This is a genomic window from Microcoleus sp. B13-B6 (assembly GCF_036705405.1).
GTDB lineage: Bacteria > Cyanobacteriota > Cyanobacteriia > Cyanobacteriales > Microcoleaceae > Microcoleus.
The window spans coordinates 71,919-97,978 of sequence record NZ_JAUBUJ010000009.1 but is presented as its reverse complement, the minus strand read 5'-3'; the positions used below and the strand labels follow the sequence as shown (position 1 = coordinate 97,978).

Sequence of the window (26,060 nt, the reverse complement as noted above, 5' to 3'; positions counted from 1 at the left end):
CGCGAAACACGGGACTGGTGACTGGGGACTAATTGCCCAGAACAGGGGACAAGTAAAAATCAGGAAAACACTTTTTTAGAGCTATGAAAACTCAACCAAGTCAAGACCGGATTATTATTTTCGATACGACTTTGCGGGACGGAGAACAATCTCCGGGTGCATCTCTGAATGTGGATGAAAAGCTGACTATTGCCCGCCAGTTAGCGAGATTGGGCGTAGATGTGATTGAAGCGGGTTTCCCTTTCACCAGCACGGGAGATTTCGAGGCAGTCCAAAAAATAGCCCGCTCGGTGGGCACGGAAGATGGGCCGACAATTTGCGGTTTAGCACGGGCGAGAAAGGAGGATATAAAAACAGCAGCCGAGGCTCTGAAACCCGCCGTAAATTCGCGAATTCATACGTTTCTGGCTACGTCTGATATCCACTTGGAGCATAAGCTGAAAAAGACGCGGGCTGAGGTTCTGGAAATTGTGCCGGAAATGGTGGCTTACGCTAAGTCTTTTGTGGATGATGTGGAGTTTTCGCCGGAAGATGCTTGTCGATCGGAACCGGAGTTTTTGTATCAGGTTCTAGAACGGGCGATCGCAGCGGGTGCGACTACTGTTAATATTCCCGATACTGTCGGCTACACGACTCCGAGCGAGTTTGGGGCTTTGATTCGCGGAATTAAGGAAAATGTGCCGAATATCGATCGGGCAATTATTTCGGTTCACGGTCACAATGACTTAGGATTGGCTGTTGCTAACTTTTTGGAAGCTGTGAAAAATGGCGCCAGACAGTTAGAATGCACGATTAACGGGATTGGCGAACGGGCGGGAAATGCAGCTCTGGAAGAGTTGGTAATGGCGCTTTACGTGCGACGCCAATATTATAATCCGTTCTTGGGCAGGCCTGCGGATTCTGAGGAACCGCTGACAAATATTGACTCGCGCCAAATTTACAAAACTTCCCGCTTGGTTTCCACTTTGACGGGGATGTTGGTGCAGCCAAATAAGGCGATTGTCGGGGCAAATGCTTTCGCTCACGAGTCGGGAATTCACCAAGACGGAGTGCTCAAAAATAAGCGGACATACGAGATTATGGACGCTGAGTCGATCGGCTTAACTGAAAATCAAATCGTGCTGGGTAAATTGTCGGGGCGCCACGCTTTCCACACTCGCTTGAAAGAGTTGGGTTTTGAAATGGCCGACGATGAGCTAAATAAGGCTTTTGTCAAGTTTAAAGATTTAGCGGACAAGAAAAAAGAGATTACTGATTGGGATTTAGAGGCGATCGCCAATAACGAAGTGCACCAAGCACCGGAACTTTTCCGGTTAGAATTGGTGCAAGTTTCCTGCGGCGACAAATCTCGCCCGACAGCAACTGTCACTGTGCGGAATCCGGCGGGCGAAGAATTGACAGATGCTGCGATCGGCACGGGGCCGGTGGATGCGATTTACAGGGCAATTAACCGGGTGGTAAACGTACCGAACGAGTTGATCGAGTTTTCTGTACAGTCGGTGACAGCGGGAATAGATGCGATCGGCGAAGTAACAATTCGCTTGCGCCACGAAGGCAAAGTATTTTCCGGTCACTCGGCAAATACCGACATTATCGTAGCCTCCGCAGAAGCATACATCAGCGCTTTAAATCGCCTGTATCAGGCATTGCAGCATACTACGGAAAAATCCTCAGAACAGCCAACTTCGATCGGAAATCAAGTTGTTGCAAAAGCACAGCGCTGATAAATTTCTTGTCAGCAATTTTTCTTGAAACAAACCGCAGACGAACGCACATAACAGCAGATATATCTAAATAAATCTGCGTTAATCCGCGTTCATCTGCGGTTTAAAATTAATTTTTTTTACCAATAACCAACTCTTGAAAAATGCAAGACGAAACTTTAAAAAAAGAGCGGCAATTCCACGATGCTTGGGCATCTACGATCGATATTGACGGCATTCGAGTTAATGATTACTTTGAAGCTTGCACCGCCCCAGAAAATAGATTTATCGTCCAGCAAATGGGCGATATTACGGGTAAACGCCTGTTAGATTTAGGCTGCGGCGCGGGAGAAAATAGCGTTTATTTTGCTAAAAAAGGCGCAGATTGTGTGGCGGCTGACTATTCTCAGGGCATGGTAGAAGTTGCTCTGAAATTGGCTGAGAAAAACGGCGTCAAAATAGAGGGCTGCACGGTGAATGCAATGGCGCTGGATTTCCCGGACAACAGTTTTGATATTGTTTACGCTTCTAATTTGCTGCACCATTTGCCGGAACCTGAAAAGGCAATTCGCGAAATGCACCGGGTGCTAAAACCGGGTGGCAAAGCTTGTTTTTGGGACCCGATGAAGCACAATCCGGTGATTAATGTTTACCGCAGAATGGCGACTGAGGTGCGGACGGAGGATGAAACTCCTTTGGATATTAATATTGTAAATTTTGTCAAGTCTTTGTTTTCGGAGACGGCTTATGATACGTTTTGGCTGACATCGCTGTGGATTTTTTTACGCTTTTATTTGATAGAAAAAGTGCATCCTAATGAGGAGCGTTATTGGAAAAAGATTATCATTGAACAAGAGAGATTGAAACCGGAATACTCTCGATTGGAAGGGTTGGATGGCTTTTTGAAGAAGTTGCCTTTGATGAAGCGCTTGGCTTGGAATTTGGCTGTGGTGGCAACGAAGTAATTAAAAGAAGTACAATAAGTGAAAGCATTTAATTAAGAGGCTAATTATGCCAGAAACTATTGCTGCTGTGTACGAAAACGGGGTTTTTCGTCCCTTGAGTCCTTTGTCATTGAATGATGGGGAAACTGTGCAAATCACAATTGTAGCGGAAGTGTCGCCGGAAGAACTCAAGGGCGATCGCGAAAAAGCGATTAAGTTGATGGATGTACGAGGATTGATGCGTTTGCCAAATAAGCAGGGTAAGCTCGATCCTGTTGAATTAGCACGACGTGAAGAGAAATGGCGCGAACTGTTTGAAGAACTGAAGGGAAGGCCGGGGACACCTGTCTCTGAAATAGTTATAGAGGATCGTGGCCCGTGGTAAATACTTATTTTCTAGATACCAGTGCTTTGGTCAAACGTTACGTGCCTGAAACAGGGAGTAATTGGATTCAATCGATTACTGATGTGGCTGCAAATAACGATTTAACTATTAGCCAGATTACATGGGTGGAGTTACACAGCGCCTTGTCGCGTCGTCAGCGGGAGGGGAGTATGTCTGCTGGTGAACTTGACATAATTTTGCAAAAGTTTCGCAATGAATTCGAGACCAAGTATCGAATCATTGAAGTTGACCAAGCGTTGATTGAAAGTGCAGGTCAATTGGTTGTGCAATACCCTTTGCGCGCTTATGATGCTGTGCAGTTGGCGTCTGGTATGTACGTTAAAACTCTGCTCATGTCGGTGCCAGAAACTCAACTAATTTTTGTTTCGGCGGACAATCGATTGCTGAATATTGCTCATTCAGAAGGGTTAGCTATTGATAATCCTAATAATTATCCGTAATCAAGCTATGTCTAGTGAGGAATGCAAGTCCTCATAAAAATCAGAGGACTTGCATTCCTCACTAGAAACTAATTTGAGTGCGATCGTTATTTAGAGAATTTCTTTCAAAGTTTTAACCAATATCTGATTTTGTTCCTCAGTACCTACACTAATCCGCAATTTGTCTTCTAATCGTGGCTGATTGAAGTATCGAATCAATATTCCCCGTACTTTCAGTGTTTGATAAATCCTTTCTGCATCGCCGTTTGGTGGCCTAACTAACAAAAAGTTGGTTTGCGAGGGCCAAACGTCAAAGCCTAATTCCTTGAAGCTAAGGGCTAGTTTTGCTCGCGAAGCCTTAATCTTTTCGGCGTTGGCTATTTTGTGGTATTGATCTGCGATCGCAGCCGCCCCCACTGCATAAGCTAAAGCATCCACATTATAGCTGTCTTTGATTTTATTTAATTCTGCCAGCAGCGCCGGATTTGCTATGCCAAAACCCAGCCTCAATCCTGCTAGGGAATAACCTTTGGAAAGCGTCCTCAAAACTATAACATTACTGTACTTTTTTGTCAAGTTCAAAGCATTTTCTTCTGCGAAATCTACATAAGCTTCGTCTATCACAAGAATGCCCGATAACTCTTTAGCGAGTGTCTCCAAATCTGCAACAGATATGGCTGTTCCCGATGGACTGTTTGGCGAAGCTACAAATGTCACTGCACCCTGGGCTGCGATTAACAAATCAACTGGTAACTTGTAGTCGTCGGGATAAGGAACTTCGACAAATTCTGCATCTTGAATTTCTGCCAAAGTGCGGTACAATACATAAGTAGGCGCCGGACAAACAATCTGTTTCCCGGATTCGCCCACAGCGCGAACTATCAAGTTTAATAAATCGTCGCTGCCGTTACCTACAATAATCCAATCGTCAGCAACTCCAAAAATTTTACTAGCAGCAATGCGGAAAACTTTGCCAGTTGGATCTGGATAGCGCCGCAGCATTTCTCCGTCTATTTCCTGAAGCACTTTTAAGGCTTTGGGAGAAGGCGGATAGGGATTTTCATTAGAATTTAGTTTAATAATTTTTGTGCCTAGCGGTGGCTGTTCCCCCGGCACATAGCCAGACATTTCGTGGATGCTTTTGCGAAAATAATTCATCTATTAATTGAGTTTTGTGGAACGGGCATCTTGCCCGTTCTTGATAAGGGTGCAAGATATATTGAGTTTTGTGGAACGGGCATCTTGCCCGTTCTTAATAATGGTGCAAGATATCAAGTTAAACAAATTATATCAAACAATTAGTGACTATCCGCGTTATACCCAAATCAAGTAACTTTTGCATATCCGCTCGATCGTCCACCGTCCAGGCCACAATGTCAACTCCCTGACTCCGGGTTTCTTGAATCAGTGCGGGGTTTTCCAGCAACACGCGATACAGACTGCTAATCAAATTATCCTGATGGGCTACAGCTTGAGCAAATTGAGTTTTGTATGCTTCTAGATTAGCAACAATATGTCCGATCGCCAAATCGCCAGATAGCCGCCGCACTTGTTCCAGAAATCCATCGTTAAAGGAAGTAATAACGCATTTATGTTGGATTTCTTCGCCCTTCAAAGTATTGACAAAATCCGCGACATCTGCATTAGACCACTCGCAGTGAGGTTTGACATCAAAGTAAAGAAATTTGTCAACATTTTTGAGGATAGCTAATGATTCTTTTAAGGTAGGAATTTTTTGTTGTGAAAATTCATCGCTAAACCATTTTCCCGCATTAAGTGTCTGCAATTGGGACAGAGTTGTTTCCCTAACTTTGCCAGAAACTCCAGTGATTCTATCTAATGTGGCGTCGTGAAAAATCACTGGTACGTTGTCGGCGGATAGCTGGATGTCAAATTCGATCGAATGAGCTCCACGGGCGATCGCCAGTTCAAAAGCTGCTAAAGTATTCTCCGGGGCGATCGCCGAAAATCCCCGATGTGCGATAATTTCTAAATTCACTGTCTTGTGCCCTCTAAAAAATCTGCCACAGTTTGATTAAAAGTTTCCGGTTGAGTCAAAAAAGACCAGTGATTCCCCGGTACTTTTGCAACGGTAAGATTTTTCAAGTATCTCTTGTATGGCTGCATTTGCCAATCCATGCGATTTACGCCTTTTTCCGGCTGTACAAACAAAGTCGGGATATCAATATTTTCAGTTAAACCGGCAACTTTCATCACTTCTGTAAATATCTGATTTCTGGCTGCAATTGCAAATTTACTGCCCCAACTTCCGTCGGATTTTTCTTCGATTTGCTGTTGGAATACCATTTGCTGCAAGTCACTCCAATCTGCGTATTCTCCCGATTGTTTGGCTGCTGCTTCTGCTTGGGATAAAGTCGCAAACGGGCCCACACATTTGAGACAGTCTAATTTTCGGTAAACAATTGGCAGGGTGAGTTTCATCGCGGCGGGCATTTTTGTGATGAAGATGGGGTCTACTAAAATCATACTGCAAAAGCGATGGGGATTTTGCCTCGCCCAAATCGGTGCTAGTTTGCCCGTCCAAGAATGTCCTAAAATGTGGGCGTCTGGCCAGTGGAGATGTACCATCAAAGCTTCTAAATCTGCGATCGCACTTTCAAAAGTATAGCCTATTTTGGGTTTGCTACTCTCTCCGTGACCGCGCATATCTGGCGCTACAATATGATAGCGGTTGGACAAGTAATTGCCCAAGTTAGTCCAGACACACGCACTATCTGCTAAACCGTGCAGCAGCAGCAAACGGGGAACTTTTTCGATACCTGTTTCTGGCTGCCATTCTAGATAGGAAAGTTCGATTTCTGGTAATTGCAAAGTATTACGAGTGGGCATAATTAGGTTTTTTTATGATTGGACAAATTGGGTTTCACCTCATTTATACTATTTTTAGGAACAGGCAAGATGCCTGTTCCACAAAGAGTGAATTTTATTGTACTGTTTTGAGAAACAGGCATCTTGCCTGTTTCACAAACAATAAATCTTCTTGTGGGGTGGGGTGGGCTTCTAGCCCGCGCAAGATGCCTGTTCCACAAGGAGTGAATTTTATTGTACTGTTTTGAGAAACAGGCAAGATGCCTGTTTCACAAACAATAAATCTTCTTGTGGGGTGGGGTGGGCTTCTAGCCCGCCCTTCTGACTTAACCTTTGCCCTTCAAACTCAACAAGATAAACTGAGTTTTCTGCGCTTCATCAAAATTGTCATCGCTGACCAAAACTATACTCTGGCTGCCATCTGGCAAGCGCGGGCCGAGGGTCATCCCTTCTAAATTGTACAGCGGAATTCCGAGTTCGCTTAAGTCTAGCAGCAACTTTTTCTTAACAGGTTCGACCGCCACTCGCCCTTTAAAACTCTGGATTCTCGAAGTATCTGTAGCCGCCCCAACCGCTAGTTGATAAATCCTAGCGCTGTATCCCGACAGCCCAAAAGAACGTTCTAAACTCAGAATCTGACCGCCACCGACAGTTACTAATTCTGTTAAACCGTTCAAAATAGTCATGGGAACTTGGTCGAGGATGTAAAGATTTTCCGATACTAATTGCGGCGTTTTATCGACGATGACATAATGTAAAATACGGAGTTTGCTTGCCTGTTCCGGGTCTAAATCTTGCATTAACGGCGCTTCCGTAGCTGCGAACAAACGAAACGGATCTAGACCGCCTGGACTAAAGGTTTCTGGGTCGATGGTTAAAGATTCAAAACCTAAATTGTCCACCACTCCTTGCTGCTGTTTTTCATCGCCGGCATCGGGAATATAGCGCTTTGGTATCGGCAAATTTCCCCGCATTTGCCCGGTTTTGAGGTCAAATTCTCCGAGAAAAGGAGGGATGCCCACATGAGTAACGCCTTCGCTGGCGACAAATATTGAATTGCGGGGAGAAAGGGCGATGCCTTCGGGATTTATGGAACCCCAAGAGAAGGTTTCACCGTCTGCTTTTTTGAGGGATGTAACGCCGTCAACGGTAACTTTTTTCAGGCGAATATTTGCTGGGTCACTTGATGTGAGGTCGAGTCGGAGACTGTAAAATCTCGCTTCTCCGTTTTCGCTGGGGTCGTCGGAGAGAGCGTAAAAGCGATAAGCTTTGGAAGTGACTGCACTAATACCTTTGGGATCGTAGGTAATTCCTGACAAACCGCCGACTGGTACTCCTTCAAAATTGGTTTTTGGCAATTCGTACTCGCCCAAAAATTCGAGGGACAATTCTGGAAAAGAGCGGTCTTTTGCAACTGCGGGAGGCGGGGCGCAAGCTGTGCAAACAGTTAAGAGAATAAGGGCTAGACTAAATAAGCGTAAAATACGCTCGCCCAGCGTCTTTAAATGCCAATAATTGCTCAGCACGGTGACATTTATTTTGTTGCTCTTGTTGAACTGTTTACTTTTGTGCCATCTTTGTGACATAATTTATACCGTTTTGTAGATATGCAAAACTTGATGTTTCCAGAAGAAATGCCGAATCGCGGCAACCAAATTTTTAGAATGAGAAGTTCTGTACCAATTGGGTGCTTGCTTTTCCTGTGGCTGTGTGCTGGTTCTATTGCTAGCGCCCAAACTAATCCACCAGCCCTCGATCAATTTTCTCCTAATCCTCTAGAAATTACCACACCCGATCCCCTCACTCCCGCCACTGAATCTTTGAGCAGCACTCAGCGGGATGAACTGACAGCGGCTTTGGAAGAGTTAAACTTAGAAGCAGCGACTAAACTGCAAGCTGGAGACGGCGCGGGTGCTTTTGAAATTTGGTTCCGAGAATTGCGGCTGCGGAGGTATCTGGGCCCGGCGGCGGAAATTGCTGCTTTGAGTCGGGTGGGAAGTGTTGCTTGGAGTAACGGTAAAAACCTCGAACTACAGCTTATTACCAAACGGTTGCAAGCAATTCAAAAAGAAGTCAAATCGCAAGTACCACTTAATACTGAGTTGCTACCCGCCTTCGCTGCGGCTTTTCAGCAGGTGCGCGCTAAAGGCCCGACTGTAGAAGTTTACCAAGAAATTCTCGAAAATGCGCGCCAAAACCAAGATATATTGGCCCAAGGTCAGATTTTGAAGGCTATCGGGCTTATTCACATCAATTGGTTGAGTTACGATAAAGCTGCTCCCGTGTATGAGGAATTGGCTACTTTAATTCAGGAAAACCGCGCTTTATTTGCTGCTAATTCTGCTGTGCAAAATTCTGCTGTTGTGGCGGGAAACGGCGCGCCGCCGCAGCCTGTAACTCCTCCAACTGAGGTAGATACTCTGAGACAGTTGGCCTATGTTTACCAACAGTCGAAACAACCCCTAAAGGCGATCGCAGCTAGGGAAAAACTAGCCTCAGTGTATCTTAACTTACAAAATCCCAGCGCTATACCACCGCTCAAAATTGCGATCGCCAGCGATTACCAAACAATAGGTCAAATCAATTTAGCAGCTCAATACTATCAGGAAGCCTACAATTTAGCCGTCCCAATTCAACAGTATGCCCAAGCTAGCGAAGCTTTGGATAAATTAGCTTTACTTTATCGATCGCAAAAGCAGTGGGAGCCTACTTTGCGGATTTATCAAATGCAGTTGCTGTTAGAAGAGCGGGCTTACAATTTCTACGGATTGATGAACACTTATGACAATATCGGTCAAGTTTATCAAGAGATGAAGGCTTACGATAAAGCTTTGGAATCCTATCAAAAAGGGTTGGACGTGGCTAAAAGATTGGGACACAGACAAGAGTATTTTGCTAAGAAAATTCAAAAAGTTAACAAGCAATTGCAAAGAACTTCGTAGTTGTCAGCCGACAAGAATGCCAATTTGCGATGCGAGTAATTTAAATGCAGTAAGGTGCGCCTAGCGCACCCTACAAAACTACTTTTGACTGGTAACTTTCTCGCGAGAGAGAATAATATACTACATCAGTTTCGTAATAATGAGCATTTTTTTCATATTTCATGCCAACTTTCTGCATCAGCCGCTGGGAGGTTATATTTTCTGGGAGGGCGATCGCAACTATTCTCTCCAAATTTAATATTTGAAATCCATAGTTTAGACTAGCCAAAGATGCTTCTGTCGCCAATCCTTGATTCCAATAAACTTTGTCGAGGGCATAGCCTAGCTGAACTTCCGGTGTCTTCTCCAGAAAATTCAGTCCGCAGCGACCAATCATTTTACGGTCTATTTTATGTACTAAAGCCCACATTCCGAAGTTGTTTTCTTCCCAACTTTTGAGCATGGTATGAAGGGCGATTTCTGTTTCTTCTCTAGTTTTAACTCCTCTCAAGTATTTCATTATTTCTGCATCACTGTAGATGCGGTACAGCTCATCTAAGTCGTCTGGCGTAAATTGTCTCAGATACAATCGGGCTGTCTCTATTTCTTGCATGATGACAGTATAACCTTTAACATTAGATTATAGTACCACTTTGGCGGGCTACAAACATTTTAGTTGGGTTTCGTTCCTCAACCCAACCTACTGTTACAAGAAAACACTCTTTGTGAAACAGGCATCTTGCCGGTTACTGATATTAGTGTCAAATATTGATTCTATTTGTTACAATTATTAACTAGATATATTGTACAGTTTTTGCCATCAATGACTATTTCCTCACCAGTAGCAGACACCAAAAACAAATCCGGCCAGGAAACAGACTGGCGGTTATTCATGAGGTTGGCATCTTACGCAACCCGCAGCAAACGCTTGCTGATTATTGCGATCGCACTATTAGTACCGCTAGCAGTCTCAGGAGCAATTCAACCCATTCTCATCGGACAGGCAATTTCGGTAATTCGCTCGGAACCTACTTACGAATTCTTGCGGGGAGTGCCTCTATCTGCTGCATTGAATATTTTGGCTATTTTGCTCATGCTAACTATAACACTTAGATTAGCACTGCAATCAGTTCAAGGCTATTTAGTCACGAAAGTAGGGCAAATAATTACTACAGATATTAGAAATGATTTGTTCGCCCACGTCACATCGCTAGCAGTGAGATTTTTCGATCGCACTCCTGTCGGTAAACTGATGACTCGCCTCACCAGCGATGTAGAAGCTTTGGGAGAGGTTTTTTCTTCAGGGGCGATCGGCATTGTCAGCGATTTATTTTCAATTTTAGTAATTGCCATTTTCATGTTTACCATGCAGTGGCAACTAGCTTTAATGTTAGTGCTGATGATGATCCCAATTACCGCAGTCATAGTTTATTTCCAGTATCAATATCGCCTAGCCAATTACACTACCAGAGAAGAACTTTCCGATCTCAACGCCCAACTGCAAGAAAACCTGACTGGTATTGGCGTAGTGCAGCTATTCCGCCGCGAAAGATTCAACTCAGAATTGTTTCGTGTCACCAATAAACGGTACATTAAAGCAGTTGACAAAACTATATTTTACGACTCAGCCGTATCTGCGACATTAGAATGGATTGCTTTAGTAGCGATTGCAGCCGTTTTGTGGATGGGGGGTCAAAGGGTTTTAGCGGGTAATCTTAACTTCGGTACTCTCTCTGCATTCATTTTATTTGCTCAGCGTCTCTTCGATCCGCTGCGGCAATTTGCCGAGAAATTCACAGCAATTCAAGCAGGGTTTACCGCTGTGGAACGGATTAGCGATATTCTCAACGAACCGATTGAAATTAAAGATCCAACCAGCGGGAAGAGGGAAGAAGGAAGAGGGAAGAAGGAAGAAGAAAGAGGGAAGAGGGAAGAAGGAAGAAGGGCAGGTTATTCACCGTTGCTGATAACTGGACATCCAGAGGCAACGGCTTACAACTTGTCTCCGTTCGATCGAGAATTGGCAGATAATCATCAAAATCCAGCAAGTTCAGAATATCGTTTAGTGCCTAACAATCCCCAATCACCTCCCGCCAATCTCACCTTGCTAAGGGGGGGAGAAAATGCCAAATCGCAGAATTCAGAATCGGGAGAAATCCAATTTGACAACGTGTGGTTTGCTTACAAACAAGACGAATATGTCCTGCAAAACCTCAATTTCACCATCAAATCCGGCGAAAAAGTAGCATTAGTCGGCCCTACCGGTGCGGGCAAAAGTTCGATTATCCGTCTCCTGTGCCGCCTTTACGAGCCGACGCGAGGACGGATTCTGGTTAATCATGTGGATATTCGCGATTTGCCTCAAGCAGAGTTGCGGAGGCACATAGGCGTGATTATCCAAGATGGCTTTCTATTTGCTGGTGACGTGAAGAGCAATATCAGCTTGGGAGAAAGTTACTCGATTGAGGAAATTCAAGCAGCAGCAGAAAAGACAAATGTTGCCCGTTTAATCGAACAGTTGCCTCAAGGTTATGATACGCAATTGCGGGAACGGGGAACCAATCTTTCGGGGGGACAAAAGCAATTATTAGCCTTTGCTCGCGCCGCTATTCGCAATCCCAGTATCTTAGTTCTAGACGAGGCAACTGCTAGTTTGGATGTGGGGACGGAAGCTTTAATTCAAGAAGCTCTAGAGCGTTTGATGGCGGACAGAACGGCGATAATTATTGCCCACAGGCTCTCGACTATCCGAAATGTCGATCGTATTTTAGTGATCAAACGCGGGCAGTTAGTAGAGTCGGGCAGCCACGAAGAGTTGTTGCAGCAAGAAGGTTTATATGCCAGTTTGTACAAGTTGCAAATGCTGGGTAGTTAACCGCAAAAGGAATAAGGAATAAGGCAGGAAGAGGATTTTTCTTAAGGGGTGACAACGGCTCTGGAACCTTGATTGTAAAAGCATTGAAGCCGCTGAAGCTCAAAAAAGATAGTGCATTATGGACAGGCTTATTGACTCATAAGATTGTCCGATATCCCCTTGAACCTGATTCAAGGGATCTCGCCACTCTCTTTTATTGACTTACGCACAGCAAGCGTATCTTTTCGCTTGGTCACTCAACTCAAAACCTTGACGCCGCTTTGCTTTCAACCTGCTTGTCACCCTGCCAACCAATATGTTTCCCATGATTCTCGATGCCCAAACCCATATAGCCACATCCACTGATACTTCTGTGGTAATGTAGCGATATATGAAAGAGCTATCGACCTTAATTGACGAGATAATTTAAAAGTGCGATCGAAACACAACAAAATCTAAATCGCATTGCCGAAGTTAATTCCCTGCTCGATTTGACCGAAACCCACATTTACTTTGTGGCTTTCCTGCAGCCCAGTACCAGTCAAATTAAACATCCGCACCCCAGCAGGAGTAGACAAAAACAGATATTGTCCGTTATCGCTAACCGACATCCCCCCATTAACAAATGGCGAGGAAGCATTAATATTTTCACCGATACTCCTGCGGTATAATACATCCCAAGTATTGGTATCGTAAGCAATCAACTCATCGGCAACAGAATTAGCAGCGTAAAGGATATCCCTCGTCGGATCGAACGTCAACCCCCCGTCAAGGCCAGCCAGATTTTCCACAGCATTAAAATTGCGATCCATCACAGAAATGCCGCCGTTTAATTCCATTGCAATTAGCGAACCGTTGCGGCTAACCGCAGATACAGTACCGTCGTGATAAGAGTCTGTTTCATTCCGGGTGGGAAATGTGTTAGTCACGGCATCGTAAGTAAAGATCCGGCCTAGGGAACTGTTGGATTCAGTCATGAAAAACAGACTGCGATCGCTGCTGCGGTGGATGGGCGTGTCCTGTGTGACTTCGCCTCCAAAACCCGACCCGGCTGCGTCCGTCCGTACTGATAGAGTATCGGTAGCTAAATTCAGTTCCCGGAACGGCACCGTACCTGAACCGTTGAAGCGCGTACTCACCATTCCCCGGCCGTTGGAACCGATTGCCACGTCCCAAGCCCCGGCTTCTCCAAAATCGAGAGTGTAAGGAATATTGGTAACAGCATCGCTAGCGAGATTGACCTTGCGAATCAAACCTTGCGTCCCGCTAGTTTGATTGTCAGCAACGTACAAAGCGCTGCCATCTGGAGTAATGTCAGCACCGTTTAACAAAGTGCCAACAGCAAGTGGCGGTAACAAAGTCTGCGTGGCGACATCGTACCGCTGCACAGTTCCCGCACCGGTCGTGATGTAAAGCAAATTCCGCGTCGGATCGAAAACGCGATCGCGACCGTTAGCAACCGGAATGAGAATACTTGCCGGCGCGCCGCTGATACCGGGGAACGTTTGCTGCGAACCGGGTTGCAGCACTTCCGCAACTGTATAATTTCTCGGCCCGGCCAAACTCGCAAAGGAATAATTGCCACTAGCATCCGTTGTCGTAGAAGTTTCCCCCGCGTCCAATACACCATTTTGGTTGGTATCGAGAAAGACAGTCCAGCCTGCAATGCCAGGTTCGCCAGCAGTTAGTGCGCGATCGCGATTTAAGTCATTCCATTTTGTACCTCGAATTTCGTTTAGCTGTGCAGTTTGTCTGTTGCCAAAATTGACATTTTCAGCCAATTGATTCGCAGCAAGATTAACTGTTTGCGCTTGCGGAACGTTCGACCCCGGCAAACTTAAAACCCGCACGCCGCTGGGAGTTGACAGAAACAGCAATTTTCCATCATTGCTGACAGACATCACTCCGTTGCCAAACGGTGTAGATGCAGGGACATCTTCACCTATATTGAGGCTAAACAACGAAGTCCAAGTATTTGTATTAAAGGCAACGATTTGATTAGTTGTGGAATTCACAGCATAGAGGATATCTTTGGTTGAGTCGAAAGCTAAGCCACCATCAAAATTATTATTGAGGGTGGTAATTTGCCCGAGGTTTGGGTTACGGATCGAAATACCAACTCCGAAATCTTCTAAAGCAATTAACGCGCCGTTGCGGCTGACAGCAGATAGAGTACCGTCGTGAAATGTGTTTGTTTGCGATCGGTTGGGAAAAGTATCTGTTGTACCGTTGTAGGTAAAGATTGGGCCTGCGGAACTGTTGGATTCAGTCATGAAAAACAGACTGCGATCGCTGCTGCGGTGGATGTGCGTGTTCTGGTTGACTTCGCCAAATACTGACCCCGCATCCGATCGCTGCGTTAAAGTATCAGTAGCTAAGTTTATTTCGCGAAAAGGCACCGTACCGGAACCCTCCCAGCGCGTACTCATCATGCCTTTGCCGTTAGCCCCGATCGCCACATCCCAGGAACCGCTTTCCCCCCGACTAAGATTGTACGGGAGGTTAGTAACCGCACCGGTATTGAGGTTTACCTTGCGGAGGAATCCCTGCACGCCGCTGCGCTGGTTTTCCGCAACGTACAAAGTGCTGCCATCGGGGGTAATATCGACGCCGTTTAAGGAATTGCCGACCTCAAGGGGTGCTAGCCAAGCGTTAGCACTAAAGTCGTATCGCTCTACTGTTCCCTTGTTAGTGGTAATGTACAGTCGATTGCGGGTGCGATCGAAAACGTGGTCTCGGCGAGTTGGCAGGGGAATCAGAAAGTTTGTCCCCACCGGTGCGGTGATGCCGGGGAATGTTTGCTGCCAATCGGCTTGCAACTGTTCGGCAACGGTATAGTTGCCAGCAGGCAAACCTGGAAAAGCGTAATTGCCGCTAGCGTCTGTAACAGTAGAAGTTTCGCCGCCGTCGAGTACGCCGTTTTGGTTAGTGTCGAGAAAGACAGTCCAACCTGCTATTGGGAGTTCGCTACCGTCTCGCACACCGTTGCCGTTTAAATCATTCCACTTGCTGCCGCGAATCTCGGCATCGTCGTTTTGAATTGTTAGCACAGCAGTGGGGTTGGCTGTTCCGGCGACTCCCTCGTTGGTGAAGTTGGCAAAGGACAGCGCTACTGTCTCGTCGGGTTCGTAATTGACATCGCCTAATACCTGAATCGGTACCGTTTTGCTTGTCTCCCCTGCTGCAAAATTAACGGTAATTGGTTCTGCTTGCACGTCGCTGCCAATTGCTGCGGGATTGACTGCACCTGCTGCCAGGACTACATCTACACTTGAAGCTGTAGATGTATCTCCCGATCGCGTTACAGTCACGACATTGGCAGTGTTAGCAGCATTCCCTTCAGGCACATTAAAGGTAGCTGCACTGAAATTATAGGTAGGGGGAGTATCGTCGTTGCTAATGGCAGCCGTCACCGCGCCTGCTGTGCCTAAAGTGTAGCCGCTTCCTGCTGCCAAAGTTAGTTCGACTGTCTCGTTAGGTTCATTAGCAGTATCGGCAACTAAAGTTAGGGTAACTGCTGCGGTTGCGGAATTCGCTGCAAACGCAACCGTGCCGGTTGTGGCACTAAAAGCGGTAGCACCCGACTGAGTGTAATCATTGGCAAAACTAGCTGTTCCGCCAACCGAGAAACTGACTGTCAGCGGTTGAGACAGTGGCGAATTGATGCTGTCGGTGCGGGTAAAGGTGTAGGCGATCGTGCTGTCGCTGTCTTCGATCCCGCCCTCGGGCGAAACTGCTAGCGTCACCTCGGCATCTAATGCAGGTGCACTGACGTTGAAATTGCCCAAATTAACAGCAGTGGCTGCATTGCCGCTGGTATCTAAAACTTGAGATTCTGCTAATTCCAGAGTGTAAGTCCCGTTGTCCGCTGCGTCCCAACTGTCGCCGGGGGCGTTAATTTGATAAGTTGCAGTCCGAGGCGTGCCGTTTCCGCCAGGAGTCGCGCTTAAGAATGCCACCAACTGACTGAAGTTGTTTGGGCCTGTCACTCGAATGTCGCTGCTATCCAGGCTGCTGACCTCTACAGCCGTGTTGTCAGCATATTCGACGGTAAATGTCAAGCTATTGCTTCCTGCCGAAATGTTCGCAATTGGGTTGAGCGTTGCTGTGGGCGGGGTAGTGTCAAAAGGTTGACGTGTTCCTGAAATCTGAAAATCAAAGGGATCTTCATCGCTGTCGCTGTTGGCAAAGGAAATTTGACCGCCATAAGTGCCGATCGCAGTTGCATCGAATTTGACAGAGAAAGTAGTCTCGCTGCCGGGAGTTAGGTTTGTACTGCCAAAACTGCTAACTAAGCTGAAACCTGTTGGCAGGGCGATCGCATTGTTGAGAGTCAGGTTGCCACTGCCTGTATTTTTCACGGTAAAGGTTTTGACAACCTCTGTTCCTAAAACGGCGGTACCGAAATTAACTGTTCCCATATTGTCTGCGATGTTAGCGGTGCCGTCGAACAAGTCGATTTCTGGAACGTTGTCTGCAATCGGTGTCGGCGTTGGCGTCGGCGAATCGCTTGGTGTCGGTGTTGGCGTTGGTGTTGGTGTTGGTGTATCGCTTGGCGTCGGCGTCGGCGTAACAGATGGTGTCGGTGTCGGTGTTGGTGTTGGTGTATCGCTTGGTGTCGGCGTCGGCGTTGGCGTCGGCGTCGGCGTTGGCGCTGGCGTATCGCTTGGCGTCGGCGTCGGCGTTGGCGTTGGCGTATCGCTTGGCGTCGGCGTCGGCGTTGGCGTTGGCGTATCGCTTGGTGTCGGCGTCGGCGTTGGCGCTGGCGTATCGCTTGGTGTCGGCGTCGGCGTTGGCGCTGGCGTCGGCGTTGGCGCTGGCGTCGGCGTCGGCGTTGGTGTTGGCGTATCGCTTGGTGTCGGCGTCGGCGTTGGCGCTGGCGTCGGCGTATCGCTTGGCGTCGGCGTCGGCGTTGGCGTTGGCGTATCGCTTGGCGTCGGCGTCGGCGTTGGCGTCGGCGTTGGCGTATCGCTTGGTGTCGGCGTTGGCGTCGGCGTTGGCGCTGGCGTATCGCTTGGTGTCGGCGTCGGCGTTGGCGCTGGCGTAGGCGTATCGCTTGGCGTCGGCGTCGGCGTTGGCGTTGGCGTATCGCTTGGTGTTGGCGTCGGCGTTGGCGTTGGCGTATCGCTTGGTGTCGGCGTCGGGGTATCGCTTAGTGTTGGTGCCGGCGTATCGCTTGGCGTCGGCATTGGGGTGAGGGATGGTGTCGGCGTCGGCGAACTGAGGGGCAGTACCCCCGTGTCTGGCTGTGTCGGTATCAACAAGGATGGTGGCGGAGTGTCATTATCTGTAATCGCTAAAACAGCAGTATCGCTATACCCAATTCTTACCTTTCCTCTAGGGTTGCTCAAGCGTAAATTAAATAACTCTCCTTCCAATGCGACATCATTTACCAAGGGAACTGTTACTGTCTGAGTGGTTTCTCCGGGGGCAAAATTGACCTCAATGGGAGTCGTGCTGCCATACGAGGGGGATGTCGCTGAGTTATTAACAATAAATATAGTTGCCCCTACAGTTGCATCTAAATCACCACCTTGGCGTTTCACTGTTATTGCAGCGATCGGCGTGCCGTCTTCTTTTCTTTCAAACTTCGTCTCGCTCAATTCTAATATTGAGCTAATCGGAGTAATTTCGCTGGTAAATTTAGAGGCTGTAATTTCGTTGCTGTTAATTCCTTTTAAAATAGCGAGATACTCGCCAGTCACTCGATCTTGAATTACTGTATCGTTTGCCAAATCGCTGCTGCCTTGATAAATGCTCAAGTCTTGAAATGCTAAGCCGCCGTCCAATGCAATTAAGTCAAATCCTTGACCGAAGTCGCTAATAATGTCAGCATCGGATAGATTTGTGCCGCCAGTAGTAAAAAAGCCGGGAACGCCATCGATTCTATCGATTCTGCCGATAACAAACAAATCGCCACCGCTGCCGCCTGTTAAAGTATCGCCCCCGCGATCGCCAAAAAGGACATCATTTCCTTCCTCTCCAAATAAGAGATCGCTTTCTTTTCCGCCGCGAATTATGTCATTTTGTGTCCCGCCGTAAACTGTATCTAAACCTTCACGGCCATTGAGAGTATCATTGTCTTCGCCCTCGTAAATGAAGTCGCTGCCGAAACCAGGAAATATGATGTCGCCATCGGTTTTTCCCTTAGCGGTATCGCTGCCTAATTGACCGTAAAGAATATCATTAGGTGTTTCGCCTAAGAGTTTATCGTCATCTTTGCCAGCGAGAACGATGTCGCTGCCTTTTTTTTCCACCAAACTGCCACTACGTTCATTGCCATTGAGTTCTTCTGTGTGGCTACCGATTAGGTTGCCAGAGTCAGATCGATCGCCTGCAGGTTGCTTGCTGCCAATACCTCCGAACAAGATATCGTTGCCCAAGTCGCCGTAAATGATATCGTTGCCCCTATCTCCGAATACCCGGTCATCTCCTTTTCCTCCGTGTACGGAGTCATTATCTTTGCCGGCGTAGATAGTATCATTATTTTGTTTCCCGTTAATGTAGTCATTGCCTTCATTAGCCCACAGCAAGTCGCTTCCTTCGTCACCAAGGAGTGTGTCGTTACGGCTATCGGCTTGGATGATGTCGCCCAATCGCCAACCTGTCAGAAAATCCTGTTCTTGCGTTCCCTCAAAAGTAGGCATTTTAGGTTCCACCTATCAAAAATCTGAACGATCAATTTTACATCCACTCAAAACTCATATTATCTAGCAGATATATATAACGTCAATTAACAGGCACTTATAGATCGGATCAGCATGGCGCAACTGGCATTGCTGGCGATCGATCGCCCAACGCTTGCCCTCCTAAAACCCCAATTGTCGCACTTAACCACCGCGCCCCAGAGTTTTTGAGTTTGTGACCCCTGGATGGATTCACTAACTTTTTTGTAGAACATCAACAGCACCATCATCAGCCTTTTGAACTTGGTGCTGTTTATTGAATTGACGATCGCTTGTTGTTGGGGAATGTACCGGGGTTGGACGATCGGTGAAGCAACTGTTGGCAAAATAGTCTTACTAGCCGCGATCGCTGCAATCCTGTTTCGCTTCTGGCAAGGGAGCATCTCATATTTGTAAAAATACTTCTTCTGGCTCCTTCCTTCTTCTGGCTCCTTCCTTCTTCTTCTTTCCTTCTGCCTCCTGCCTCCTGCCTCCTGCCTCCTGCCTCCTGCCTCCTGCCTCAAAACTCCAATTTCTAGCGGAGGGCTGCAAAGGTGAGATGCTCCCTCTGGCAATCCTGGCCGCATGAGGCAAGCGGTGTTAAGTGTGTGGCCTCAAGGCGCGTTTTGGGTGTTTGTTGGGGGATTAGTCGGCTGCACTTCCAAGTGGGTTTTCGAGCAAGCTGTTGCCCGCAACTGATAAGTTGAGATTTAAACTCTTGTCAAACGGTAGATTAACCGCATCGGCGTTGTTTTATGCTGCGGATTTGATTTCTTTCGTTTCAGCCATCCTCCCAAGCCCAGGGCTATAGCTGAACCAAAGATTGTGGTCGGTTCAGGCACAGGCTCGGCAACGTCGGCGGTTTCAATTACTAGACTGGAACGACCAAGAGCATCAGTACCTCCCAGAGCGACCCCACCAACGTTCAAGAGACTGATGGCAAACCCAGCAAAAGTATCGCCATTGCTAACTCGCTGATTTACAAACGGAGTTACGTCAAAGTTAAGAGTATCACCCGGAGATGAGGATGATATATCTACAGAAGTTAACAATACTTCATCCCCCAAAAGATCTGATGCTTCGGCTGTTCCGTTTCCTAAATAGCCAAAGATGCCCAGAGTACCAGGACGGCCTCCTTGGAAACTGGATATCTTATCCTGAAAGATAGCACTACGAATAATTGTGTTAGGAGCAAGAAAAAAGTTGCTAATATTAAATTCAGCTAACCTGGTTGTTATACTACCCGGCCCGTATGACACGTACTCATCCCCAGGGATAAGCCTAACGTCCTCATACACACCCATCTGATACATACTTGCGGTCGCTCCAAATTGGATAGTAGGTGTCAAGGTAAATGTAGCTGCTTTAACTTCTTCGCTTGTTCCCAGAACAAAACCTAGAGCGGTGCAAACAGAGGCAACGGCAACTTTGCGGTATAGATTCTTCATACAAACTACATTTCCTTTTGTACTAAACAACTTGACTAAAAAGCCCATTTAGTAATCAAATTACCTAAATACTAGCTAGCTTACTGAAAAAACCATAATTCTTTATTTAACTTATTCAATCTTAACTAGAAAGTTAGCTGAATCAATGCTCTAAAGAGCAAGTAACGATCGCCATTATCAAAACAGAACCGCTGCGACCATCGCCTCAAACCGAATCATCCATCCATCCATCCACACTCCGAACAATCCCGATGAACAGGTGGCGTTTCCTATTTGGGATAAGTCATTTCGCAGCGGGGACATTGACCAGTAAACAGTGGGTGGGTATCCAAAAGTTCTAACTGTTGTTCCAAAGTCCACCCCTATCTCGGTTGCAGGATGAGTTCGCCGTTGTAGTAGCTTGCACCTTCGGGTTCCCATAGTTCCTCCGGCGGGGCGTTGGGGTTGACGGGGTGACAAGCAGGTTGAAAGCAAAGCTGCGTCAAGGTTTTGAGTTGAGTGACCAAGCGAAAATATCTTCGCGGGCGTGAGTGAATAAAAGAGAATGGCGAGATCATTTGAATCAGGTTCAAGGATCTCTCGGAGGATCTTATGAGTAAGATAAGCCTGTCAATAATCCGCTATCTTTTTTGAGGTTCAGGGGCTTCAATGCTTTTACCATCAAGATTCCAGAGGCGTTGTCACCCCCTCAATGATTTTTCCCCGATCCCCATCGGACCCTCTCCCACTCTCGCCTATGGGTAGCAGCTTATTATATCAAGTCTGATAGTGAATACCCTCTAAGTTGGGTTGAGGAATGAAACCGAACACTATCGATTTTAGATTTTAAATTTGTCCTCGCATCTAAAATCTAAAATCTAAAATCTAAAATCGCCTCACTTGCCCGAAATCATTTTTCCCAGGGTTTCCGGCAAGTGAATTATATGTTGGAAAAGCTGATTTGGGCCGATGCCAAACAATAACTGCATCGTCAGCACAATTGCTGCTAAACCAATCGCTGTCCCGATGCTGGCTTTCAATACTTTAAAAGCCCAATTAAAGACTAGCCAAGATACAAGTAACGAAGCAATTAAGATAATTATTTCTATTGGCATATAACATTTTTAACTTGATTTTAACTCTACATAACTTACGCATCAATACCAAAGAAACCGGGTTTTTTATCTGTGTTAAAGGCTTAAATGCAGTATTTCTGTAAAAACCCGGTTTCTGCGTCCCAGATTACTCTACTTATTACTTTAAGCAATACTGCCGCGCTTCCGTGTTTCCTTATAAGAAATTCCGACATTTTTTAAGCCGGCTTTAATCATTTGCTGCTCTAACAAAGCGAAAAAGCGAGTTCGATCGCCCCCCGTGACTACCGCTTGATTGTGAGCTTCTGCTAGCGTCACCGGATACCCACCGCCTTTGTGTACTTGAGCCAGCATCATTCCTAATGCTAAATCTAGCTGTGCTTTATCTTGTGCTACCCATTCCGGTACTTCTATTCTAGCAATTTCTGTGCCAACGTGAACGTAACAGAAATAGACGGAATTAAGACCATACAAATCTAAAATTCGAGCTTGGGATTTCCACAAAGGGCTTCTTTGTCCCGGTGACAGGATTGTTGCCCACAATATGGCATCCCGCAAGGGTTCAAATTCTTGACAAGGTGCTTTTTCGGCGAAAGAAATTGTGGCGGCAAATCCGACGTTCGGGCAATTTGTCATGCAGTCTGGGACTTCGTGGGTGCAAGCTTCAAACCGTAAAAAAGATAAGCTTTCGGTGCTGCGAGAAGCACTTAAGTATCCTAACAGCGGAATTCCTGCTAAACGCAACTTGTCCCAAGATTCTAAAATTGGCAGCAAAATTTGATCGCGCGCTTCGCTGGGTAACTGTTCCAAAAACCAATAAATCAGGGAACCGTCTACCATTGCTAAAGCTGGCGCGGGCAATTTATTGTCGTTAACTTGGGCCCAATTGCAGCCCATTTCTGCTAAGGCAATTGCTTCGGAAACTGCCCGCCGGTATCCCATCCATTCTTCGGTTCTAATTCCCCACTGTCGCGAACCGTACAAGTCTTCGGGTTTGTAGAAAACTTCGGGTACGCTGTCTAAAACTGGGTGGCGGCTTTGCCCGTAGTGCAGCATGACTGTGCCGACGTTTAGCAGGTAGCAGTAGGCTATTTCGTGATGGTTGGGGGAAATTTGCGATCCGTCTGTGGCAAAGACTGTGTGGGCGGCGGGGGGTGCGGTGATGTAGGTGCGATCGTCTAAGGGCTCGATCGGCGTGGCAGCATTGAATAAAGTGCGATCGCGCCAACTCTCTTGCAATTCCACCAATTTTTCCTGTTCCGCAGCAGCCTTTACCAGCAAATTCTGAGCCACTTCCAAACGTTGGCGAGCGGCAGCCGCTTCCACATTCAAATGTTGGCTCATTCCCTGCATTGCCTTGGCTGCTTTAGTTAAATCGAGCATGGGTTTTAAGTCTCAATATCAGAAAGCTTTCAAGCTGAGAAATTATCAAAACACTTTTCAATTTTTTGGTGCCGAAGCTTGGTTTTTTGTCATACACGCGGTTTGATCAACTAAAATACTTCGTAGCAGCCCGCAGAAATAGTAAAAAAACCCGGTTTTTGAGGTCAAGAGTACCTGCAATAGTCTAAAAAAAAACACATTTTTTTTTGTCGAGATCCTTGCTTTTTTGAGGAATTTCTGTTATATTTATCTTATAATGGGATGGTGGCAAAAATAATATTTTTGCCACCATCCCATTATATTAAAATACCATGTCTACGCCGCAAAAGTCAACAAAAAAGATGTAAATTTTTGTTGTTTTTTTTGACTCTGAAAAGCGAAAAAAAAATCCACCTGTCCACAAATCTAACATCAACAGTCGCTCGGCAGCCAATCGGCAAAATCTCCGGCAAACTGGGACAGAGAAAGCAATTGAACGGGTGGATTTTGAGCCACAGATTCCCGTTCTGGCAAAGTATTGTAACCCCAATCAGCCAAAAATAACCTCACCTGAGATAAATCCGGCTGCTGCTTCACCGACAGCAAGGTTTTTAACCGGTCTTCCACAAACCAAATAGTCGAATCTTTGCCAGACGCAGCCATAAATTCCCGCAAAATTTGGTGTTTCGGCTTGTTGTATTCCTTACCAAAAATTAACTCCTGCGGCATTTGTACGCCTGCTAGCTGCAAAAGTTCCCGCACAAAACGGCCTTCCTTTGTAGTGACGATCGCCACTTTCACCGAACTCTCCTGCAACGAGTGCAAGCGATCGGCAACCCCTGGATAAAAGCGGTGCAAAGACAGCCACCCAGATAAATCCTCAGCAATCCAATTATCGCGCAATCCGTCTAACATAGCGCCGACAGACTGCGCTTTTAAATTATTTTCGGTCAACAAATAGGGTACTATATTGGGCCACTCTAGCAAAATTTGCTCTGGGGAAATTCCTGTCAGCAGTGCGCGGATCAGCAGCGGCATTTCCCAACCAGTTTCGATGGCGGGCCGCACTCGGTAAAAACTCAAAGCTAAATCTGGATCGGGCACTGTTTCGACGGGTTTCCAGATTTGACAGTAGGTACGCCAAGCGGTTTGGAAATATTCGATTAGTCCGTCACAAATCACACCGTCAAAATCAAGAGCTAGAATTGTCGGAAAGTTATTAGCCATCAATCGATTTTAGATTTTAGATTTTAGATTTTGGATTGAAGAATTGGAGAATTTGAGAATTGAACAAAACGATATCATATCATTTCCGGTTACAGCGGAATGATGTTGACAGTGAACAGTGAACAGTCAACAGTCAACAGTCAACAGTGAACAGTGAACAGTCAACAGTCAACAGTCAACAGTCAACAGTCAACAGTGAACAGTCAACAGTGAACAGTCAACAGTCAACAGTGAACAGTCAACAGTGAACTCGAATTTACTATTCCGATGCTAACGGATTTGATATCACTGATGACTCCTGGGACTGGTTATCGGATACTATTTTTTGGTTGTGCCAGGATAAAGACGGGGGCTTGTACCCTGGCTGCTTTCTGTCACTCGATTGAAGAATTGAAGAATTGACTATGCAAACACTCAGCAATGATTGGTGAACAGTCGTTATTAAAAAGACTGAACTAGCGGTTGAGTAGCAATCGATTCTAGTCCTTGGGACTGCAACAAATGCGTCCACTCGGCCCTGGGTTCCGAATCATCGGGTGCGAGGCGCCGCATTTCGGCTAGAGTAGCAAGAGTGTCGTACCAAATCCCATTTTTAGCATAAGCAATCACCTTAGCCATAGGGTCGGGATTTGCCAAATCCTTCTTGAGAGTTTCCTGCGGTTCAATTCGCTGCACGATTCCTTTAACAAAATAATTCCCCGACGGATCGTCATTGCAAGCCACCGAAAACGACCACTGATATCGCTGGCCAATCTCAAGAGATTTTTGGCGATCGCCGATAGCAGGAATACCGACCTCAACTATCCCGGGTTTGTCAACTTTGAAAGTAGTTTTGTAAACCTCGGTTCCTTTTCCATCGTCAGCTTGCAAAGTAAACTCGACTTGAGTCGAAGAGTGAGAAACGTAGGCAAAGAATGTTGGCGACTCTGCTAGCGTTAAACCATCATTGCTTTTAGGTATTAAAGGAATAATAGATAAATCCTTGGGACAAGCATCGCCTCGATGCGTCCCCCCTTGCCGATTGTCGGGGGCTGTGACATCTGGGGGTTTGAAATTAACATTCTGACTCAGCAGAATGGGTGCAGGCACAGCCTGCATCGGTGTAAGCAAACTGGGGAGAGTAACGGCGATCGCCAATACAGTCATCACCAGTGAAGTAAAATGTATAAAACGTTTCATTTTTCCACCCACTTGTAAAAATATTTATAGAGCGCATTTCTAATGTTAACCCGGAGTTTTAGCTCCGGGCGCGATCGAGTAAATGGGTCAATCGATTTTCGATTTTCGATTTTAGATTTTAGAGGCGACCCCCCGGATAAATGCGGGGGCAATAAGTGATTTTAGATTTTCGATTTTGGATTCATTCCACGGATAAATCACGTGGCGGGTACCACATGAAGAAATTCGTGGTCAATTTTCACATCGCCATCGGCAGACCGACCAAACTTCAAGAAATAGCGAGATTTAAAGAGGCCCAACCAGCGGTTGAGTTGCAACAGATTCCAGTCCTTGGGACTCCAACAATTGCGTCCACTTGGCTGTCAGCTTCACATCCCCCGGTGTCTGGCGCCGCATTTGGGCTAAAGTAGCGAGAGTTTCGTACCAAATCCCATTTTGAGCATAAACGTTAAGCCTAGTCATGGGGTCGGGATTTGCCAAATCGCTCTTGAGTGTTGCCTGCGGTTCAATTCGCTGCACGAAGCCTTTAACAACTAAATCTGCCGATCGATCTTGGGGGTCGCAAACCATCGAAAATGACCATACGTATCGCTTGCCCACTTCAAGGGATTTGTTGTTGTCCACTGTAGCAGGAATACTAACTCCTACAATCCCGGATTTGTCAAGTTTAAAGGTTTTTTCGTAGACTACTTTGTCTTCCTTTTCGTTGAGCAAAGTAAACTCTATTTCGGGCGCTGTGTTAGGAATATAGACAAAAATTGTGGGAGAATCTGTTAGGGTTAAACCGATATTAGTTGGAGGCACTAAAGGAGTAATAGATAAACCCGCTGGACAAAGCTTGTTGCCGCGATGTGCCCCTCCTTGTCGGTTGGCGGGGGCTGTTACGTCTGGAGGCTGGAAATTAACATTTTGACTCAGCAGAAGCGGCTGGGATTGTGCGCGCATCGGTGCAAGTGAAGTGGGTACGGTAGCTGCGATCGCAGATACGGCGACCGCAAGTGTAGCCCGATGTAGAAAACGTTTCATTTTG

Annotated in this window: 21 protein-coding genes; 6 read left to right on the top strand and 15 right to left on the bottom strand. The window is 46.4% G+C overall.

The genetic code is table 11. The features are described 5' to 3' along the window. Nucleotides 1-83 precede the first annotated feature (83 nt). The 4 genes from QUB35_RS06320 (at nucleotide 84) to QUB35_RS06305 (ending at nucleotide 3,493) form a co-directional block, all read left to right on the top strand. Complete coding sequence (locus QUB35_RS06320) at nucleotides 84-1,724, top strand: 2-isopropylmalate synthase (RefSeq protein ID WP_333140385.1); 1,641 nt, start codon at nucleotides 84-86, stop codon at nucleotides 1,722-1,724. Between the two features lie 143 nt (nucleotides 1,725-1,867). Next, nucleotides 1,868-2,668, top strand: a complete 801-nt coding sequence (locus QUB35_RS06315; protein WP_333140383.1) for a class I SAM-dependent methyltransferase — start codon at nucleotides 1,868-1,870, stop codon at nucleotides 2,666-2,668. Nucleotides 2,669-2,714: 46 nt separating this feature from the next. Next, nucleotides 2,715-3,032, top strand: coding sequence for an antitoxin family protein (locus tag QUB35_RS06310; protein WP_333140381.1), 318 nt, complete (start codon nucleotides 2,715-2,717; stop codon nucleotides 3,030-3,032). Next, nucleotides 3,026-3,493, top strand: coding sequence for a type II toxin-antitoxin system VapC family toxin (locus QUB35_RS06305; RefSeq protein ID WP_333140379.1), 468 nt, complete (start codon nucleotides 3,026-3,028; stop codon nucleotides 3,491-3,493). Before QUB35_RS06310 ends, QUB35_RS06305 begins: the two co-directional genes overlap by 7 nt. Before the next feature lie 90 nt (nucleotides 3,494-3,583). Here QUB35_RS06305 and hisC read toward each other — a convergent pair whose 3' ends face one another. The 5 genes from hisC to QUB35_RS06280 all read right to left on the bottom strand — a co-directional run bounded on the left by hisC (nucleotide 3,584) and on the right by QUB35_RS06280 (nucleotide 7,887). Further along, complete coding sequence (gene hisC, locus QUB35_RS06300) at nucleotides 3,584-4,630, bottom strand: histidinol-phosphate transaminase (protein WP_333140377.1); 1,047 nt, start codon at nucleotides 4,628-4,630, stop codon at nucleotides 3,584-3,586. Between the two features lie 127 nt (nucleotides 4,631-4,757). Further along, nucleotides 4,758-5,471: a glycerophosphodiester phosphodiesterase family protein gene (locus QUB35_RS06295; protein WP_333140376.1), complete on the bottom strand. Its 714-nt coding sequence runs from the start codon at nucleotides 5,469-5,471 to the stop codon at nucleotides 4,758-4,760. After that, the gene (locus QUB35_RS06290; protein ID WP_333140374.1) at nucleotides 5,468-6,322 is read right to left on the bottom strand and encodes an alpha/beta hydrolase; all 855 of its coding nucleotides are present in this window, start codon (nucleotides 6,320-6,322) and stop codon (nucleotides 5,468-5,470) included. The genes QUB35_RS06295 and QUB35_RS06290 overlap by 4 nt, the downstream gene beginning before the upstream one ends. Before the next feature lie 94 nt (nucleotides 6,323-6,416). Further along, entirely contained in the window at nucleotides 6,417-6,560 is a 144-nt protein-coding gene (locus QUB35_RS06285) for a hypothetical protein (protein ID WP_333140372.1), read from the bottom strand. Nucleotides 6,561-6,627: 67 nt separating this feature from the next. Next, on the bottom strand, nucleotides 6,628-7,887 hold the full coding sequence (locus QUB35_RS06280; RefSeq protein WP_333140370.1) for an esterase-like activity of phytase family protein: 1,260 nt from the start codon (nucleotides 7,885-7,887) through the stop codon (nucleotides 6,628-6,630). Between the two features lie 21 nt (nucleotides 7,888-7,908). On the opposite strand from QUB35_RS06280, the gene QUB35_RS06275 reads away from it, so the two are divergent. Further along, on the top strand, nucleotides 7,909-9,243 hold the full coding sequence (locus QUB35_RS06275) for a tetratricopeptide repeat protein (protein WP_333140368.1): 1,335 nt from the start codon (nucleotides 7,909-7,911) through the stop codon (nucleotides 9,241-9,243). 70 nt (nucleotides 9,244-9,313) lie between these two features. Here QUB35_RS06275 and QUB35_RS06270 read toward each other — a convergent pair whose 3' ends face one another. After that, the gene (locus QUB35_RS06270) at nucleotides 9,314-9,835 is read right to left on the bottom strand and encodes a GNAT family N-acetyltransferase (RefSeq protein ID WP_333140366.1); all 522 of its coding nucleotides are present in this window, start codon (nucleotides 9,833-9,835) and stop codon (nucleotides 9,314-9,316) included. Nucleotides 9,836-10,045: 210 nt separating this feature from the next. Between QUB35_RS06270 and QUB35_RS06265 the strand changes: the two genes are divergently transcribed. After that, nucleotides 10,046-12,097 (top strand): ABC transporter ATP-binding protein, encoded by a 2,052-nt coding sequence (locus tag QUB35_RS06265; RefSeq protein WP_333140365.1) that lies wholly within the window; start codon nucleotides 10,046-10,048, stop codon nucleotides 12,095-12,097. Between the two features lie 434 nt (nucleotides 12,098-12,531). Here the strand turns inward: QUB35_RS06265 and QUB35_RS06260 are convergent, their stop codons facing one another. The 9 genes from QUB35_RS06260 to QUB35_RS06220 all read right to left on the bottom strand — a co-directional run bounded on the left by QUB35_RS06260 (nucleotide 12,532) and on the right by QUB35_RS06220 (nucleotide 26,056). Further along, on the bottom strand, nucleotides 12,532-18,723 hold the full coding sequence (locus tag QUB35_RS06260) for an SdrD B-like domain-containing protein (RefSeq protein ID WP_333140363.1): 6,192 nt from the start codon (nucleotides 18,721-18,723) through the stop codon (nucleotides 12,532-12,534). An 86-nt stretch (nucleotides 18,724-18,809) separates the two neighbouring features. Beyond that, nucleotides 18,810-19,328 (bottom strand): hypothetical protein, encoded by a 519-nt coding sequence (locus QUB35_RS06255; RefSeq protein ID WP_333140361.1) that lies wholly within the window; start codon nucleotides 19,326-19,328, stop codon nucleotides 18,810-18,812. Nucleotides 19,329-19,451: 123 nt separating this feature from the next. After that, complete coding sequence (locus QUB35_RS06250) at nucleotides 19,452-20,189, bottom strand: PEP-CTERM sorting domain-containing protein (RefSeq protein WP_333140359.1); 738 nt, start codon at nucleotides 20,187-20,189, stop codon at nucleotides 19,452-19,454. A 362-nt stretch (nucleotides 20,190-20,551) separates the two neighbouring features. Continuing rightward, the gene (locus QUB35_RS06245) at nucleotides 20,552-20,674 is read right to left on the bottom strand and encodes a hypothetical protein (protein ID WP_333140357.1); all 123 of its coding nucleotides are present in this window, start codon (nucleotides 20,672-20,674) and stop codon (nucleotides 20,552-20,554) included. Between the two features lie 390 nt (nucleotides 20,675-21,064). Further along, complete coding sequence (locus QUB35_RS06240) at nucleotides 21,065-21,283, bottom strand: hypothetical protein (protein ID WP_333105450.1); 219 nt, start codon at nucleotides 21,281-21,283, stop codon at nucleotides 21,065-21,067. 144 nt (nucleotides 21,284-21,427) lie between these two features. Beyond that, a complete protein-coding gene (locus tag QUB35_RS06235; RefSeq protein WP_333140355.1) occupies nucleotides 21,428-22,645 on the bottom strand; it encodes a DNA double-strand break repair nuclease NurA in 1,218 nt (405 codons plus the stop codon). A 411-nt stretch (nucleotides 22,646-23,056) separates the two neighbouring features. Beyond that, nucleotides 23,057-23,851 (bottom strand): HAD family hydrolase, encoded by a 795-nt coding sequence (locus QUB35_RS06230; RefSeq protein WP_333140432.1) that lies wholly within the window; start codon nucleotides 23,849-23,851, stop codon nucleotides 23,057-23,059. Between the two features lie 441 nt (nucleotides 23,852-24,292). Then, entirely contained in the window at nucleotides 24,293-25,030 is a 738-nt protein-coding gene (locus QUB35_RS06225; protein ID WP_333140353.1) for a DUF928 domain-containing protein, read from the bottom strand. A gap of 285 nt (nucleotides 25,031-25,315) precedes the next feature. Continuing rightward, on the bottom strand, nucleotides 25,316-26,056 hold the full coding sequence (locus tag QUB35_RS06220) for a DUF928 domain-containing protein (protein ID WP_333140351.1): 741 nt from the start codon (nucleotides 26,054-26,056) through the stop codon (nucleotides 25,316-25,318). Between the last annotated feature and the right edge of the window lie 4 nt (nucleotides 26,057-26,060).